Origin of the sequence: Streptomyces sp. NPDC101132 (genome assembly GCF_044759225.1) — a bacterium.
Classification (GTDB): domain Bacteria; phylum Actinomycetota; class Actinomycetes; order Streptomycetales; family Streptomycetaceae; genus Streptomyces.
This window is the reverse complement of sequence record NZ_JBIVYX010000003.1, coordinates 454,682-471,235: the sequence shown is the minus strand read 5'-3', so window position 1 is coordinate 471,235 and position 16,554 is coordinate 454,682. Positions and strand designations below refer to the sequence as shown.

Here is a 16,554-nt window from a genome sequence, read left to right as displayed (position 1 = left end):
CGGGTTATGGCCGGTACGCATTTCACTCCATCGTGTCCTGGGTACTCCGTACTTCATGACCGATCGTCCGCTGCTCCTCCTCGACGTCGACGGACCCCTCAACCCCTTCCGCTCCCGCCTCTCCGGCCTGCGCGGATACACCAGTCACCGGATGTGGCCGGAGCCCTGGCTCACCCACCAGCGGCCCGGTTCGCGGAGGGCGCGGCGCGGTGTGCGGGTGCGGCTGCACCCGGGCCACGGAGCCAGGCTGACCGCACTCCCGTACGAACTCGTCTGGGCGACCGCCTGGATGCACCAGGCGAACGAGATGATCTCCCCGCACGTGGGACTGCCCGGCGACCTGCCGGTCATCGAGTGGCCGGAAATGTTCGCCCGCGATCCCGACGGCCTCTTCTGGAAGACCCGCCCCCTGCTGGAGTGGGCGGCGGGCCGGCCGTTCGCCTGGGTCGACGACATGTTCACGCACCGGGACCGGGTCTACGCCACGGCCCGGCACGACGCACCCTGCCTGCTGCTGCACGTGGACCCCCGCCGGGGCCTGCGCCCGGCGGACTTCACCGCGCTCACGGAGTGGGCGGACCGCCTGTGACGCCGGCCAGGGCCGCCACCGGATCGGCGGCCGGACGGCCCGCGGGCCACCAGACGGGCGGGGTGGCCGGCGAGGACTCGTAGGGGTACCACAGGCCGTCCCGGCCCAGCCTGAGCTGCCGGCTGCCCGAGGTCAGGTGGTTGCGGTGGGGCCGGAAGGTCCCCTCGCCCGCCGCCAGCAGCGCGGGACGGGCCCGGTCGAAGGGTCCCGCGGGCGGGTCCCAGGCCTCCTCCAGCACGGTCAGCGCCACCAGCCCGCCCTGCCGCCAGGCCGCGCCGGCCCGGGCCAGTTCCGTGGTGCTCCGGCCGGTGGCCCCGGCCAGCTCGCGGTAGAGGCCGCGGGCCGTGCCGGTCAGCCCCGAGGTGGGGTGCGCGGAGGCCAGCCGGGCCGCGTCCTGCCAGGGCGTGAGGCCGGCGACCGGGTCCGCGCCGGTGGTGAGCAGCGCGTACGCCCGTACCGCCGCGTCGGTCGCCAGCTGGTCCAGCGCCAGCGGATCCGGGGCGGCCGGATCGTCGGGACAGGCCGCCGGGTGACCGGGGGCCGCGGGCGGCGGCAACGGCACCGGGAGCGGAGGGAGTTCCCGCCGCGCGAAGGCCGTGCGGGCCAGGACCCCCGGCAGCTCGGGCTCCGCGGCGGGCCGCTCGCGGGCCGCGTGCAGGGCGTTCCGCCGCGTGAGGTCCTCCAGCACCTCCCGCTCGCCGCGCCCGCGCAGCAGCAGGAGCACGAACGGGTCCTCGTCCAGCAGCCGGGCCAGCCGGTAGCAGAGCGCGGCCGCGTGCTTGCAGGGCGGCCGGGCGAAGTCCGGGCAGGAGCAGTTGGGGATCAGGTCGCCGCGACCCGGCAGCAGCGCCCCGGACAGGGCCTGCGGAACCTCCCGGTCCAGCAGCGCGGCGAGTTGCCCGGGGTCGGCCGCCACCTCCTCCAGCAGCGCCTCCCACTCCTCGCCCGCGAAGGTGGTCAGCGCGAGCGAGGTGCGGTACGGGCGCGGCCTGCTGCCCCGCACGTAGGCCACCACCCGGCCGGGCGTGACGGTCACCGCGTCCACGTGCCCTTCGAGGGCGTACGTACGGCCGCGCGCCAGCCGCGCCGAGTCGCGCGCCCGCTCCTCCAGCGCGGCCACCCAGGCCCGGCCCCACCAGCTCTCGGGCGCCAGGCCGGCCGGCAGGGCGTCGAAGGTGCGGCGGCGGTCCTCCCGCGCGGTGGTCACGAGGGCCTCCGCAGGGAGACGAGGTCCGCCAGCTCGGCGTCGGTCAGCTCGGTCAGCGCCGCCTCGCCGTGGCCGAGCACGGCGTCGGCCAGCGCCCGCTTGGCCTCCAGGAGTTCCGCGATCCGGTCCTCGACGGTGCCCTCGGCGACCAGCCGGTGCACCTGCACCGGCTGGGTCTGCCCGATGCGGTACGCGCGGTCGGTGGCCTGCTCCTCGACGGCCGGGTTCCACCACCGGTCGTAGTGGACGACGTGCCCGGCCCGGGTGAGGTTCAGGCCCGTACCCGCCGCCTTGAGGGACAGCAGGAACACCGGCACCTCACCGGACTGGAAGCGGTCGACCAGCTCCTCGCGGCGCGCCACCGGCGTGCCACCGTGCAGCAGTTGGGCGCTCACCCCCCGGGCCTCCAGGTGGGCGGCGAGGATCCGGGCCATGGTGACGTACTGCGTGAACACCAGCACCGAACCGCCCTCGGCCAGGATCGTGTCGAGGAGTTCGTCGAGCAGCGCCAGCTTCCCCGAGCGGTGCGCGACGCGCGGCCGCTCCTCCTTGAGGAACTGCGCCGGGTGGTTGCAGATCTGCTTGAGCGAGCCCAGCAGCTTCATGACCAGGCCGCGCCGCGCGATGCCCTCGCTCGCCTCGATGAGCGCCATCGTCTCCTGCACGGTCGCCTGGTAGAGGGATGCCTGCTCGCGGGTGAGCGGCACCGGGTGGTCGGTCTCCGTCTTCGGCGGCAGCTCGGGGGCGATGCCCGGGTCCGACTTCCGGCGGCGCAGCAGGAAGGGCCGCACCAGGCGGGCCAGCCGGGCCACCGCGTCCTCGTGCCCCGGGTTCTCGTCCTGCTCGGCGGCGCGCGCGTGCCGGGCCCGGAAGGTGGTGAGCGGGCCCAGCAGGCCGGGGGTCGTCCAGTCGAGCAGCGCCCACAGCTCGGAGAGGTTGTTCTCCACCGGGGTGCCGGTCAGCGCCACCCGGGCCGGCGCCGGGATCGTGCGCAGCGCCCTGGCCGTGGCCGCGTGCGGGTTCTTCACGTGCTGCGCCTCGTCGGCCACCACCAGGCCCCAGCCCACCGCGGCCAGCCGCTCCGCGCTCGCCCGCATGGTGCCGTACGTGGTCAGCACGAAGCCGCCGTCCAGGCCCTCCAGGCTGCGCCCGGCCCCGTGGTACCGGCGGACCGGCACGCCGGGCGCGAACCGCTCGATCTCCCGCTGCCAGTTGCCCAGCAGCGAGGCGGGGCAGACCACCAGGGTGGGTTCCGGGCGGGCCCGGTGCAGGTGGAGGGCGATCAGGGTGACCGTCTTGCCCAGGCCCATGTCGTCGGCGAGACAGCCGCCGAGGCCGAGGGAGGTCATCAGGTCCAGCCAGGCCAGCCCGCGGCCCTGGTACTCGCGCAGCGTGGCCTTGAGCCCGGCCGGCTCGGGCAGCGGCGCGAGGTCGGCCGTCAGCCGCGTGCGCAGGGCGGCGAGCGCCCCGACGGGCACGGCCTCCACCGGCCCGCCCTCGGTCTCCACGGTGCCGGAGAGCGCCGCCGCGAGGGCGTCCACCGGGTCGAGGAGCCCCAACTGCCGCTTGCGGGCCTTGCGTACGAGCTCGGGATCGACCCGCACCCACTGGTCGCGCAGCCGTACGACGGGGCGGTGCGCCTGGGCCAGGGCGTCCATCTCCCCCGGGGTGAGGCGGTCGCCGCCGAGCGCGATCTCCCACTCGAAGGAGAAGAGCTCCTGCGCGTCGAAGAACGAGGTGCCGTCCGCGGCCGAGCCGGGCGCCGTCCGGCCGCGCAGCACGGCCGTCGCGCTGAGGGTGCGGGCCAGCTCGCGGGGCCAGTGCACGAGCACGCCGGCCGCCGCGAGCCGGGTCGCGGCCACGCCGAGCAGCTCCTCCAGCTCCGGGTCGGACAGCGCCAGGACGTCCGGCGCGGGCTGGTCGAGCAGCCGCAGCAGCGGCGGCCAGACCCGGCCGGCCCGGCGCAGCGCCAGCACCGCGTCGATCCTGGCCCGGGGCCCGAAGGCGTCGGCGGCGCGCCCGGCCCAGAGCAGGCCCGCGTCCGTGACCAGCGTCGGGTCGGCCAGGCTGTGCACCTGGACCACGGCCGCCCCGGCCCGCCGGAGGTGCCGGCGGGCGGCGGCCGTACGGCCGGTCCCGGCGGCGGCCGTGCCGTGCTGCCCCGGGGCGCCCGCGGACGTGCCGCCGGGCGCCTCCTCCGCCGGGTGCACCTCCGGGTCCTCGGCCGGGTCCTCGGCCGGGTCGAAGAGGCCGTACGCGGACAGGTCGAGCCGCAGCGAGACGCCGACGCCGGCGTCGGCACCCGCCGCCACCCGGGCCGCCCAGTCGCGCATCCCCGGCACGTGCTGCGGCTCCCGGGCCGCGAACGGGGCGCCGAAGGCGTGCGCCGCGGCCGGGGTGCGCGGCAGGCTGTCGGCGACGGCGTCCAGGAACGCCCGCACCAGCGCCTCCGGCTCGGGCAGCCGGAGCGGACGGCGGCCCGGGAGGGGGGTGGCGTGCGCCTCGTACGGCATGGCGGCGGCGACCGCCCGCAGGTGCGCCACGTCCTCCGCGTCCAGCGGGCCGGCCCGCCAGGCGTCCTGGTCCCCGGCGGTCAGCCCGGGCAGCAGCCGGCCGGCCGCGGTCAGCCGCAGGGCGTGCAGGGCGGCCGCGCCCCAGCAGCGCGCCGCGGGGTGCGCGGCCGGGTCGTGCCGGGCCCGGGTCAGCAGCGGGAGCGCCTCGTCGACCGGCAGCAGGACGGCCGGCACGGAACGGCTCCGGGCACCCGGGCCGTGCGGCACGACGACCGTGAGCGCACCGGACGCCCCCGGCGGCGGCTCCCCGGCCGGGGACCAGAAGGCGACCCGCCCTTCGCGGGGCACGGACGCGGGCAGGAAGGTGGCCGCCGCGAACCGCAGCGCGTCTGCCACGGCGCCTCCCTCCCGCTGTCCTCGGGCCGGCCGCCGGGCCCCTTACCCGGCGGTCACAATCCCTGTCAGCCGAGTCTAGGCCGGACCACCGACAGCCCGGCTGACCTGCGGAGACGGAAGATCACCAGCCTCCTGCCCGGGCCGGTGCCGGCCCTGGACGGTCAGCCCCGGGACCAGCGGCCGAGTTCGCTCGCGAACCCGTAGGTGGGGCGGGAGTTGGCCGCACTGGTGCGGAAGGGCCCCCCGTCGGCGCCCACCCGGGTGGTACCGGACCGGCCACCGCTGCTCCAGCGCAGCTCCAGGTACCAGTCGCAGTCACAGCCGCTGGTCGCGGCCTCCACCCGCAGCACGGCCGGGTCGTCCCCGGAGACCCGCAGTGGCAGCACCGGCGCCGGGACCTCGTGCTCGCCGTCGTGCCCGGAGACCGGGCGGGCCAGCGGGCGCGGGGCGTCGAGGTTCACGGCGAAGTGCGCGGGCGTGAGCGCTCCCCCGCACCCCTGGGACATCGTGTACACGTTCCAGGCCAGCGGCGCGCGCCGGTGCGCCACCCGTACGTGCACCGCCTGGAGCACCACCGGCTCGGCACCCCGGCCGGCCAGCGTCACCTCCACGATCTGGTCCTTGGCGTGTACGGCCCGCTGCGCGGCGGCCCACCCCGCGGCGTCCTGCTCCACCGGCGGCGGCGCCATCTCCGCGGGCCCGCGGGCACTGAGGTAGGCGTGGTCGCAGCCGTTGGCCCAGACGTGCGAGCGCACCGAGACGGCCAGCGGATCGGCTGCCGGCGCCCGGGTGGGCGGGGTCTTCGGCGCCGGGGAGGAGGGGGCGGCGGTGGGCGAGGCGCTCGCACCGGGCGTGCCGGTCGCGCCGGGGGCGGCGGTCGAGGCCGCCGCGCTCGGGGACGGGGACGCCGCCGGGCCCGTGGCCGTACCGGCCCCGCCGCCCGCCACGGCGCCGTACGTGTTCCCGGCCGGTCGTCCGGCGGCCCCGCCGGAGCCGTCCGGGAGGGTGGCCGCCAGCGCCACCACCGCGGCGATCCCGGCGGCGGCACCGGCCGCCGCCGCGCCCACGGCCCGTCGCCTGCGGTACCAGGGCGCCGGCGCCGCGGGACCCCCGCTGCCGCCCGCCGGACCACCGGCCTCCCCGTCCCGCCCGTCGGCGGCCCCGGGCCGGATGCCGAAGGTCCCGGGCAGCTCCGCGCCGCCCCGGGCCCCGGCGGCCACGGCCCCCTCACGACCTCCGCCCGGCTCCCCGGCCTCCGCAGCGCCTGGTGCGGTGCCGCTGGGCCCGGCGGAGCCGCCGAACGCGTCGGAACCTCCGGCCGCACCCGGCGACTCGGCCCCGGCGGACGAGGCCGACACGGCGGAGCCGGCGGACCCGGCCGACGTGGCCGATCCGGCAGACACGGCGGACCCCGCGGAACCCGCCGACCCAGCCGACACGGCGGAGCCGACCGATCCAGCCGACGCTGCGGGGCCGGCGGACGCGGCCGACGTGGCCGGGCCGACGGACCCGGCGCGGTCGGCGGGCGCGGCGGAGCTCGTGGGCCCGGGGGACGCTGCGGAGTGGGCGGCGGTGCTCGGAGACGCCGGTGGTTCGTCCGAGGCGCCAGGGGCGGCAGGGTCGTACGGGACGGTGGGCGCTCCGGACGCCCGCCCGGCCGTCCGGGCCGCGGCGGAGCCGTCGGCGCCCACCGAGCCGCCCGCGGCCCCCGCGCCCGCCCGGCCCGACACCGACTCGGCGCGCTGCGCCGCCCGGCGGCGGGCGTCGGCCAGCAGCCACGCGCGGTGCAGGTCCAGCGCCTCGCCCTGCCGTGCCCCGCACGCCCGCGCGAAGCGGTCCACGGCCGCGAACTCCGCCGGCACCGCCTCGCCGTTGCAGTAGCGGTGCAGCGTCGACGTACTCGTGTGCAGCTTCCGCGCGAGCGCCCCGTAGCTGAGCCCCGAACGCTCCTTCAGCTCCCGCATCAGGCGCGCGAATTCCTCCGTCTCGCCCGCCCGTTCCGTCCCGCCCACAGCTCCCCCGTCCCACAAGACCGTTCCATGCCGGGGGCGTTCCCCCAGCTGAAAGCACGTACAGCCGTTCCAGTGTCCCGGATCGCCGGCGTTCCGTCGTCAGACACCCCGGCCCCGGGGCACGCTGTCTCCGCAGCACGAACACAGACCGAAAACGGGGAGAGAACCACCATGCTCAAGCGCTCCGTCGCCATCGCCTCGGCGACCGTCGCCATCGCCACCGCCGCCGGGCTCGCCGGGCCCGCGGCCCTCGCCCACACCTCCGGCGCACCCGCCGCGGCCCCCGCGGTCACCGCGGCCGCAGCCCCCGGCTTCCTCACCGGCCGGGACCTCCCGAAGCACCCCACCTCCCCCTGGTCCACCGGCAAGGTGACCAAGGGCCTCCCGGAGTTCCTGCCGTTCTGCCTGGACCGGACGCTGCCGTCCACCGGTGCCTGGCACCGGGTGTTCGGCACGGAGTACGACACCGGCGCCGAGCAGATCTCGGTCCGCGCCGCGTCCTCCCCCGCTGCCGCCAAGCTGGCGTCCGCCCTGGAGAAGAAGGTCGCCGCCTGCGCCGCGGACTGGCTGCGCAAGACGCCCGGCGGCACCGCGAGCTGGAACGACTACGGCAAGCTCCGGGTCGAGGAGGGCGCCCACGTGTACGGCGTCCACACCGCGGTCCCGGACTCCGAGCACGGCGTCCACCTGTTCGGCATCGGCCGGGACGGCGCCACCGTCACGGTCGTCAGCTGGCACCAGATGGGCGACCTGGGCACGGCACCCGTGTCCGCCTTCAAGAAGACGACGGTGACCGCGGTCAACAAGCTCAACCCCTGACCGCCCGGACCACCGGAACCGCCGCTCCCGCCCGGCCCGGGGAGCCTTGACCCGGGCCCCGCCGGGTAGGAGCGTCGGAGGTGAAGGGCGAGGCGAGGCGAGGCGACCGCCATGCGGAGCGGAAACGAGCCGGTGAACGCCCGCAGCCCGCTGCGGCTGCGGTTCTGGCTGGGCGTGTGGGGCCTCTTGTGGGCCGGGCTGGGCACGGTGGCGTTCGCCGTCGTCGGCCGGCCCGGCTGGGCCGCCGTCTGCGGGGTGCTGCTGCTCCTGGCGGCCGTGGACCTGACGATGATCGTCCGGCACATCCACCAGGGCCCCCACTACCAGCCGGGCCGCGACGTCCCGCCCTACGAGCCCGACCACGGCAACCGCTGAGGCCGCGGGGCCTACCGAGGCGGCGGCGCCTCAGTCGTCGAAGCGCGCCGCAGCCAGGTACTCCGGCTGTGGGTCCAGCGCGGCGGCGAGCCGGAAGTGCCGGCGGGCCCGCTCGTGCCTGCCGGCCCGCTCGCAGGTGCGGGCCAGCGCGAAGTGCGCGAAGGCGTTGTCCGGCTCGCGCTCCAGCACGATCTCGAACTCCAGCTCCGCCGGGCGCAGTTGCGCGGCGGCGAAGAAGGCGCGGGCGCGCAGCAGGCGGGCCGCCGTGTTCTCCGGGTGGGCGGCTATGACCGAGTCGAGGAGTCTCACGGCGCCGCGCGGGTCACGCGCCGCCAGCAGCTGCTCGGCCGCGCGGTAGTCGATCACGTGGGTTGCCGGACTGCTGTGCAGGTTCTCGGACACGGTCACTTCCTTCCCTCGGCGGGGGCGTACGACGCCCCCGCACCCCGCGTATTTCCGTTCAGCCGCCGGTCGGAACCCCGAAGGGCCCCCGAGCGCACCCGGAACGGACCCCCACGGGCCCCGGAGAGGACCCGAACACGACCCTCAGCGCCCCCAGAGGCGGACCGGGAAGGATCCAGGGCCCGAGGCCCCGGGGCCTACCCCTTCTCCGCCGCCCGTGCCGTCAGGTCCTCCCACACCTTGCGGACCTGCGGCTCCAGGGCCTCCAGCGGCCCGTCGTTGTCGATCACCAGCGTGGCCACGGCCAGCCGCTGCTCCCGGCCGGCCTGTGCGGCCATCCGGGCCCGCGCCTCCTCCTCGGCCATCCCCCGCAGCGCGGTCAGCCGCGCCAGCTGGGTCTCCGGGGACGCGTCCACCACGACCACCAGGTCGTACAGCGGCGCGAGCCCGTTCTCCGTCAGCAGCGGTACGTCGTGCACGACGATGGCATCGGGCCCGGCGGCCGCCTCCAGTTCCGCGGAGCGGGCCCCGACCAGCGGGTGCACGATGCCGTTGAGCGTACGCAGCTTGTCCTGGTCGGCGAAGACGACGGAGCCGAGCTTCGGCCGGTCCAGACTGCCGTCCGGGGCCAGTACCGACTCCCCGAAGGCCTCCACGATCGCCGCCAGACCCGGCGTGCCGGGCTCGACGACCTCCCGCGCGATCCGGTCGGCGTCGACGACCACCGCCCCGTACCCCGCCAGCAGCCGCGAGACCTCGCTCTTGCCGGCACCGATTCCGCCCGTCAGGCCCACTTTCAGCATGGGCGGCAGCTTAGACGGACGGCCCGGGACACCCCAGAGGCGGTCACCGGAAACCCCGCACGCCCCCGAGAAACCCCCGACTCCGCCCCCGCGGCATCCCACACCCCCCGTCGCCCTGTGCTAGCCGTCGCCCTCGCGCTCCGCGAGGAAGCGCTCGAACTCCCGGCCGATCTCGTCCGCCGACGGGATCTCGGCGGGCTCGGCGATCATGTTGCCCCGGGTCTCGGCGCCCGCCGCCGCGTCGTACTGGTGCTCCAGGCCCTGCACCAGCGCGACGAGTTCGTCGTCGCCCTCCCGGATCTGCCGGTCGATCTCCGTCTGCGTCCGGTGCGCCTCGGTGCGCAGCGCGTGCGCGACACCCGGCAGCACCAGGCCGGTCGCCGCCGTGATCGCCTCCAGGGCGGTCAGCGCGGCGTCCGGGTACGGGGAGCGGGCGATGTAGTGCGGGACGTGCGCGGCGACGCCCAGGACGTCGTGGCCGGCCTGCGAGAGCCGGTACTCCAGCAGGGACTCCGCGCTGCCGGGCACCTGGGCCTCGTCGAACGGGCTGGTGTGGCCCGGCATGAGGTCGGTGCGGTTGCCGTGCGGGGTGAGGCCGACCGGCCGGGTGTGCGGCACGCCCATCGGGATGCCGTGGAAGTTCACGGAGAGCCGTACGCCGAGCCGCTCGACGACCTGCTGCACGGCCTTGGCGAAGCGCTCCCACTCGACGTCCGGCTCGGGGCCGGAGAGCAGCAGGAACGGCGCCCCGGTGGCGTCCTGGACCAGCCGGACGTCCAGCGTGGGGGCGTCGAAGGCGGTCCAGCGGTCGCGCTGGAAGGTGAGCAGCGGGCGGCGGGCGCGGTAGTCGACCAGCCGGTCGGCGTCGAAGCGGGCGACGACCTGGTGCGGCAGGGTGTCGAGCAGCCGCTCGACGATCTGCTCGCCGGTCTCACCGGCGTCGATGTACCCGTCGAAGTGGTAGAGCATGACCAGTCCGGCGGAGTCCTGTGTGAGTGCCAGGTCGACCACCGCCAGGCCCTTGGCGTCCCACTCGTACAAATCCTGCGGATCAAGCACGGTTACCACTCCTCCTCGCGTTCACAGCGAAGAACGTCCGTGCGGCCGTGACCATTCCCCGCCCCGGAAAGGCGGTAAGGCCCGCCCCCCGAAGGGGACGGGCCTTACCGTTTCAGCTTCCGGTCAGCGACCGTGCGGCTGCGCTGCGATCAGCTCTGGCCGCCGGCCAGCTTCTCGCGGAGCGCGGCCAGGGCCTCGTCGGAGGCCAGGGCGCCCGCGGTGTCGTCCGACTCCGAGGAGTACGAACCACCGGAGACGGCACCGGCACCGGCGACCGGGGCCTCGCCACCCTCGGCGGCGGCAGCGGCGTCGGCCTCGCGGCTCTTGATGACCTGCGCCTGGTGCTGCTCGAAGCGGACCTGCGCCTCGGCGTACTGGCGCTCCCACTCCTCGCGCTGCTTCTCGAAGCCCTCGAGCCAGTCGTTGGTCTCGGGGTCGAAGCCCTCGGGGTAGATGTAGTTGCCCTGGTCGTCGTAGGACGCGGCCATGCCGTACAGGGTCGGGTCGAACTCGACCGAGGCCGGGTCGGCACCGAAGGACTCGTTGGCCTGCTTCAGCGAGAGGCTGATGCGACGACGCTCGAGGTCGATGTCGATGACCTTGACGAAGATCTCGTCGTTGACCTGGACGACCTGCTCCGGGATCTCCACGTGGCGCTCGGCCAGCTCGGAGATGTGGACCAGACCCTCGATGCCCTCGTCCACGCGGACGAACGCACCGAACGGAACCAGCTTCGTGACCTTACCCGGGACGACCTGGCCGATCTGGTGGGTACGGGCGAACTGCTGCCACGGGTCCTCCTGGGTCGCCTTCAGCGACAGGGAGACGCGCTCGCGGTCCATGTCCACGTCGAGGACCTCGACGGTGACCTCCTGGCCGACCTCGACGACCTCGGACGGGTGGTCGATGTGCTTCCAGGACAGCTCGGAAACGTGGACCAGACCGTCGACGCCACCCAGGTCCACGAAGGCACCGAAGTTGACGATCGAGGAGACGACGCCGGAGCGGACCTGACCCTTCTGCAGGGTGGTGAGGAACGTCTGGCGGACCTCGGACTGGGTCTGCTCGAGCCAGGCGCGGCGGGACAGGACCACGTTGTTGCGGTTCTTGTCCAGCTCGATGATCTTGGCCTCGAGCTCCTTGCCCACGTAGGGCTGGAGGTCGCGGACACGGCGCATCTCGACCAGGGAGGCCGGGAGGAAGCCGCGGAGGCCGATGTCGAGGATGAGACCACCCTTGACGACCTCGATGACGGTACCGGTGACGATGCCGTCCTCTTCCTTGATCTTCTCGATGGTGCCCCAGGCACGCTCGTACTGGGCGCGCTTCTTCGAGAGGATCAGGCGGCCTTCCTTGTCCTCCTTCTGGAGAACCAGGGCCTCGATCTCGTCGCCGACCTTGACGACCTCGTTCGGGTCGACGTCGTGCTTGATCGAGAGCTCGCGGCTCGGGATGACGCCTTCGGTCTTGTAGCCGATGTCGAGCAGGACCTCGTCCCGGTCGACCTTCACGATGACGCCGTCGACGATGTCGCCGTCGTTGAAGTACTTGATCGTCTCGTCGATCGCGGCGAGGAAGGCTTCCTCGTTACCGATGTCGTTGACCGCAACCTGCGGGGTGGTGGCGGTGGTCTCGGTGCTGCTCGTCATGTGGGAAAGGGCTCCGGTACGGACATGAAGTCGTAGGTACTGCTACGCCGGGAGCCGTTGTCGCGTCTGCGTAAGCCGGACAGCCAAGGAGGCCCTGCACCCACGCGGACGTGGAGGGTCTCGAAAACCGAGGGGTTGCAACAGATGCGAGCGCAGCCTGCTAGGTCTGAGGAGCGCAGGCTCGCAGCGCAACTTGTAGCATACGGGGGCAGCCGGGCAGGGTCAATGCGCGAAGGCGGACACCCGGGGCGCAACGCCGCACTCCCGGCACAACTTCTGTGCAGACAAGCCCTCCAGCTGTTTGCGAAGACTACGACGACGGGCCCGATGAACCAAGAGGACGACATCGCCGAAGGCGTGTACGACGCCGAAGGTGACGCATACGACGACGCCGAGGCCACGCGCCGTGACGCCGACGACGCGGAGAGCAGCCGCGCCAGCCGGGGCTGGTGGGACCGGAACGCGGACGAGTACCAGAGCGAGCACGGCGGCTTCCTGGGCGACGACCGGTTCGTCTGGGGTCCGGAGGGCCTGGACGAGGCGGACGCCGCCCTGCTGGGCCCCGCCGCCTCCCTCAAGGGCCTGGCCGTGCTGGAGATCGGCGCCGGCGCGGCCCAGTGCTCCCGCTGGCTGGCCGCCCAGGGCGCCCGCCCGGTGGCGCTGGACCTCTCCCACCGGCAGCTCCAGCACTCGCTGCGGATCGACGGCGGCGCGGTGCCGCTGGTCGAGGCGGACGCGGGGGCGCTGCCGTTCCGCGACGGCTCCTTCGACCTCGCGTGCTCGGCGTACGGCGCCGTCCCCTTCGTGGCGGACCCGGTGAAGGTCTTCCGCGAGGTGCACCGGGTGCTCCGCCCGGGCGGCCGCTGGGTCTTCTCCGTCACCCACCCGATCCGCTGGGCCTTCCCCGACGAGCCGGGCCCCGAGGGCCTGTCCGTCTCCGCCTCGTACTTCGACCGCACCCCGTACGTCGAGCAGGACGAGCAGGGCCGCGCCGTGTACGTCGAGCACCACCGCACCCTGGGCGACCGGGTCCGGGAGATCACCGCGGGCGGCTTCCGCCTGGTGGACCTGGTGGAGCCCGAGTGGCCGGCCTGGAACACCCAGGAGTGGGGCGGCTGGTCCCCGCTGCGCGGCAACCTGATCCCGGGCACGGCGGTCTTCGTCTGCGAGAAGGCCTGACGTTGGTACGGGGGGACGCGCTCGACGCGCTGCCGGTGCGGGAGGCCGTGCCGGCGCTGACCGCCGCGCTGGAGGCGCACGGCGCGGCCGTGCTGTGCGCGCCGCCGGGGACGGGCAAGACCACGCTGGTGCCGCTGGTGCTGGCGGGGCTGGTGGGCGGTGGTGCGCCGCGTCGCGTGGTGGTGGCCGAGCCCCGCCGGATCGCGGCCCGCGCGGCGGCCCGGCGGATGGCCTGGCTGCTGGGCGAGGGCGTGGGCGGCTCGGTGGGCTTCAGCGTGCGCGGGGAGCGCGTGGTAGGGCGGGACACCCGGGTCGAGGTGGTCACCACCGGTGTGCTGCTCCAGCGGCTGCAGCGGGACCAGGAGCTGTCCGGCGTGGACGTGGTGGTGCTGGACGAGTGCCACGAGCGGCACCTGGACGCCGACACCGTCGCCGCCTTCCTGCTGGACGTACGGGCGGCCCTGCGGCCGGAGCTGCGGCTGGTTGCCGCGTCGGCGACCACCGACGCGGCGGGCTGGGCGCGGCTGCTGGGGGACGCGCCCGTGGTGGAGGCCGCGGGGACCGCGTACCCCGTGGAGGTGGTGTGGGCTCCCCCGTCCGGGCCGGTGCGGCCCCCGCACGGGATGCGGGTGGACCCGGCGCAGCTGGCGCACGTGGCGGCCACGGTGCGGCGGGCCCTGGCGGAGCGGTCCGGCGACCTGCTGTGCTTCCTGCCCGGGGTCGGGGAGATCGCCCGGGTGGCGGGGCTGCTGGCCGGGGTGGACGCCGAGGTGCTCCAGGTGCACGGCCGGGCGCCGGGGGCGGTGCAGGACGCGGTGCTGGCCGGGGGCTCCGGGCGGCGCCGGGTGATCCTGGCGACCTCCGTGGCGGAGTCCTCCCTGACCGTGCCGGGCGTGCGGGTGGTGGTCGACTCGGGGCTGGCGCGCGAGCCGCGGGTGGACCATGCCCGGGGGCTGGGCGCGTTGACGACCGTACGGGCCTCGCAGGCGGCGGCCCGCCAGCGCGCGGGGCGGGCCGGGCGCGAGGCGCCGGGCACCGTGTACCGCTGCTGGGCGGAGGCGGAGCACGGCCGGCTGCCGCTGTTCCCCGCACCGGAGATCCGGCTGGCCGACCTGACGGCCTTCGCACTCCAGGCGGCGTGCTGGGGTGATCCCGAGGCGGCCGGTCTGGCGCTGCTGGACCCGCCGCCGTCGGGGGCGATGGCGGCCGCCCGTGCGTCCCTGGCCTCGCTCGGCGCCCTCGACGGGGCGGGCCGGGTGACCGGCCGGGGCACCGCCATGTCGCGGGCCGGGGTGCACCCGCGGCTGGCGCGGGCGCTGCTGGACGGGCCGGCGGAGCTGGGCGGCTCGCGGGAGTCCGCGCGCCGGGTGGCGGAGGTGGTGGCCCTGCTGAGCGAGGAACCGCCGCGGGAGTACGGGGACGACCTGACCGCCGCGTGGCGGTCGGCCCGCGCGGGCACCGACGCGTACGGCGCCCGCTGGCGCGCGGAGGCGAAGCGCCTGGCCAGGACGGCGGAGGCGGCTGCGGGCGGGGCCGTCGGCGGGGCGCCGGCGGGGGCGGCCGACGACCACGTGGCCGGGCTGGTCGCGGCGCTGGCCTTCCCCGAGCGGGTGGCCCGGGCGCGCACCGCGGGCCAGTACCTGATGGTGTCCGGCACCGGCGCGGTCCTCGGGGAGGGGTCACGGCTGCGGACCAGCCCCTGGCTGGCGGTGGCGGTGGCCGACCGCGGCGCCGGGTCGGCGGACGCGCGGGTGCGGCTGGCCGCCGTACTGGACGAGGAGACGGCCCGTACCGCGGCCGCGCACCTCGCGGCGGCGGGCGAGGAGGTGCACTGGGAGGCCGGGGACGTGGTCGCCCGGCGCGTGGACCGGCTGGGGGCGGTCGAGCTGACCGTACGCCCGCTGCGGGACGCCGATCCGGGTCTCGTACGGGCGGCCCTGCTGGAGGGGCTGCGGGCCGAGGGCCCGGCGCTGCTGCGCTGGACCGACGACTCCCGGACGCTGCGGCAGCGGCTCGCGTTCCTGCACCGCACCCTCGGGGAGCCGTGGCCCGACGTGTCGGACGGCGCCCTGCTGGACCGGGCGGAGGACTGGCTGGAGCCCGAGCTGTCCCGGGCCCGGCGCCGTGCCGACCTCGGCCGGATCGACGCGGGCCAGGCGCTGTCCCGGCTGCTGCCGTGGGCGACCGGGGAGGCGGGGCGGCTGGACGCGCTCGCCCCGGAGCGGATCGAGGTGCCCAGCGGCTCGCGGATCCGGGTGGACTACGGGCCGGACCAGCCGGTGCTGGCGGTGAAGCTCCAGGAGCTGTTCGGGCTGGCGGAGACGCCGCGGGTGGCGGGGGTGCCGGTGCTGGTGCACCTGCTGTCGCCGGCCGGGCGGCCGGCGGCGGTCACCGCGGACCTGGCGTCCTTCTGGCGGGAGGGCTACCGGGCGGTGCGCGCCGAGCTGCGGGGGCGCTACCCGAAGCACCCGTGGCCGGAGGACCCGGCGACGGCCGAGCCCACCCGGCACACCAACGCCCGGCTCAGGCGCTGACGAGGCCCCCCTCGGCCGCGCGGTCGTCGCCCGAGGCCTCCCGGCCGGGGCGGCAGCGCCGGGCCCGGGCCTCCAGCCACAGGGACAGCGCGAGGAGGCCGGCTCCGGCGAGCGCGAGCCCGGCGGGCGCGTAGGTGTGCAGGGTGAGGACCATCGTCCGGTTCCTGGCGACCAGGTCGACGGTGTGCCTGATGTAGTCCTCGCGCATCTTGACGTGCCCGTCGAAGACCACGAGCCGCTGGTCCGGGGCGTTGCCGGCGAGCTGGCCGCCGCGCAGCTCCTCGGTGTGGACCTCCTCGCCGTTGACCGGGGCGCCGGTGACCGGTTCGACCCAGAACATGCGCTTGGTGGTGTACCAGCGGGAGGTGCCCATGGCGGACTCGATGGCGGCCGGGTCGATGCCGGGGATGGGCATCTTCTTGGGGAAGGGCACCTTGGTCCAGGGGATCGTCTGCTCGTAGTAGTAGACGTCCATGCCGCGGAACGTGCGCGGGCCCACGTAGTGGATGGGTGCGGAGGTGCGGGTCTGCGCGTCGAAGTACAGGTAGTCGCGGGGCTCGGTGAAGAAGGGGAACTTGAACTCGACGCCCTCGCGCCTGACCGGGTCGCCGTCGACCATCTCGCCGGTGGCGTGGACGGGGTCCTGGGTGTGGGCGTCGAAGATGTAGCGCTCGGGGATCTGGGACACCATCCTGCCGTCGGGGCCGACCACGTGGGAGAGGGAGTCCCAGACGACGACGTCGCGGCCGGCGCTGGCCTCGATCTCGCGGGAGCGCTCGACGTTGCCCTTGAGCGTCTGCACGATGGTGATCTTCGGGACCTTCCTGGGCTGGAGGGTGCCGTAGTCGAGGAGGGTGGCGGGCTTCGCCTCCAGGACCACCTCCTGGTACTGGCCGGCCGGGATCTTGGCCAGGCGCGGGAAGAGGTACCAGCGCATCAGGGGCGCCAGGGCCGCGCAGAACACGGCGAGTGCCAGCAGGACGAGGCTCGCTCTGCGTCGCATGACGGGGTCCTCTT

General features: G+C 75.5%; 13 protein-coding genes. 5 read left to right on the top strand and 8 right to left on the bottom strand.

Going from position 1 to position 16,554, the window contains the following annotated elements; genetic code table 11:
* The first annotated feature begins 55 nt into the window (after positions 1 to 55).
* Positions 56 to 589, top strand: coding sequence for a hypothetical protein (locus ACIQUR_RS09695; protein ID WP_403660996.1), 534 nt, complete (start codon positions 56 to 58; stop codon positions 587 to 589).
* On the opposite strand, the gene ACIQUR_RS09690 is transcribed toward ACIQUR_RS09695, so the two are convergent.
* The 3 genes from ACIQUR_RS09690 to ACIQUR_RS09680 form a co-directional block, all read right to left on the bottom strand.
* Complete coding sequence (locus tag ACIQUR_RS09690) at positions 564 to 1,796, bottom strand: SWIM zinc finger family protein (protein WP_403660993.1); 1,233 nt, start codon at positions 1,794 to 1,796, stop codon at positions 564 to 566. The two genes, ACIQUR_RS09695 and ACIQUR_RS09690, sit on opposite strands and share 26 nt — an antisense overlap.
* Positions 1,793 to 4,705: an SNF2-related protein gene (locus ACIQUR_RS09685; protein ID WP_403660990.1), complete on the bottom strand. Its 2,913-nt coding sequence runs from the start codon at positions 4,703 to 4,705 to the stop codon at positions 1,793 to 1,795. The genes ACIQUR_RS09690 and ACIQUR_RS09685 overlap by 4 nt, the downstream gene beginning before the upstream one ends.
* A gap of 161 nt (positions 4,706 to 4,866) precedes the next feature.
* On the bottom strand, positions 4,867 to 6,717 hold the full coding sequence (locus tag ACIQUR_RS09680; protein ID WP_403660987.1) for a helix-turn-helix domain-containing protein: 1,851 nt from the start codon (positions 6,715 to 6,717) through the stop codon (positions 4,867 to 4,869).
* Between the two features lie 171 nt (positions 6,718 to 6,888).
* Between ACIQUR_RS09680 and ACIQUR_RS09675 the strand changes: the two genes are divergently transcribed.
* Together ACIQUR_RS09675 and ACIQUR_RS09670 are read left to right on the top strand one after the other, a co-directional pair.
* On the top strand, positions 6,889 to 7,536 hold the full coding sequence (locus ACIQUR_RS09675; RefSeq protein ID WP_403660984.1) for a hypothetical protein: 648 nt from the start codon (positions 6,889 to 6,891) through the stop codon (positions 7,534 to 7,536).
* A gap of 111 nt (positions 7,537 to 7,647) precedes the next feature.
* Entirely contained in the window at positions 7,648 to 7,911 is a 264-nt protein-coding gene (locus ACIQUR_RS09670) for a DUF6343 family protein (RefSeq protein ID WP_403660981.1), read from the top strand.
* A 30-nt stretch (positions 7,912 to 7,941) separates the two neighbouring features.
* Here ACIQUR_RS09670 and ACIQUR_RS09665 read toward each other — a convergent pair whose 3' ends face one another.
* The 4 genes from ACIQUR_RS09665 to rpsA form a co-directional block, all read right to left on the bottom strand.
* Positions 7,942 to 8,313, bottom strand: coding sequence for a tetratricopeptide repeat protein (locus ACIQUR_RS09665; protein WP_403660978.1), 372 nt, complete (start codon positions 8,311 to 8,313; stop codon positions 7,942 to 7,944).
* Positions 8,314 to 8,510: 197 nt separating this feature from the next.
* Positions 8,511 to 9,116, bottom strand: a complete 606-nt coding sequence (gene coaE / locus ACIQUR_RS09660) for a dephospho-CoA kinase (RefSeq protein ID WP_403660975.1) — start codon at positions 9,114 to 9,116, stop codon at positions 8,511 to 8,513.
* Between the two features lie 120 nt (positions 9,117 to 9,236).
* The gene (locus ACIQUR_RS09655; RefSeq protein ID WP_403660972.1) at positions 9,237 to 10,175 is read right to left on the bottom strand and encodes a PAC2 family protein; all 939 of its coding nucleotides are present in this window, start codon (positions 10,173 to 10,175) and stop codon (positions 9,237 to 9,239) included.
* A gap of 149 nt (positions 10,176 to 10,324) precedes the next feature.
* A complete protein-coding gene (gene rpsA / locus ACIQUR_RS09650) occupies positions 10,325 to 11,824 on the bottom strand; it encodes a 30S ribosomal protein S1 (RefSeq protein ID WP_403660969.1) in 1,500 nt (499 codons plus the stop codon).
* Positions 11,825 to 12,151: 327 nt separating this feature from the next.
* Between rpsA and ACIQUR_RS09645 the strand changes: the two genes are divergently transcribed.
* Positions 12,152 to 13,003, top strand: a complete 852-nt coding sequence (locus ACIQUR_RS09645; RefSeq protein ID WP_403660965.1) for a class I SAM-dependent methyltransferase — start codon at positions 12,152 to 12,154, stop codon at positions 13,001 to 13,003.
* Between the two features lie 2 nt (positions 13,004 to 13,005).
* Positions 13,006 to 15,537, top strand: a complete 2,532-nt coding sequence (hrpB, locus tag ACIQUR_RS09640; RefSeq protein WP_403660962.1) for an ATP-dependent helicase HrpB — start codon at positions 13,006 to 13,008, stop codon at positions 15,535 to 15,537.
* Here hrpB and ACIQUR_RS09635 read toward each other — a convergent pair.
* Entirely contained in the window at positions 15,527 to 16,540 is a 1,014-nt protein-coding gene (locus tag ACIQUR_RS09635) for a DUF3068 domain-containing protein (RefSeq protein WP_403660959.1), read from the bottom strand. The genes hrpB and ACIQUR_RS09635 overlap by 11 nt on opposite strands.
* Positions 16,541 to 16,554: the final 14 nt, after the last annotated feature.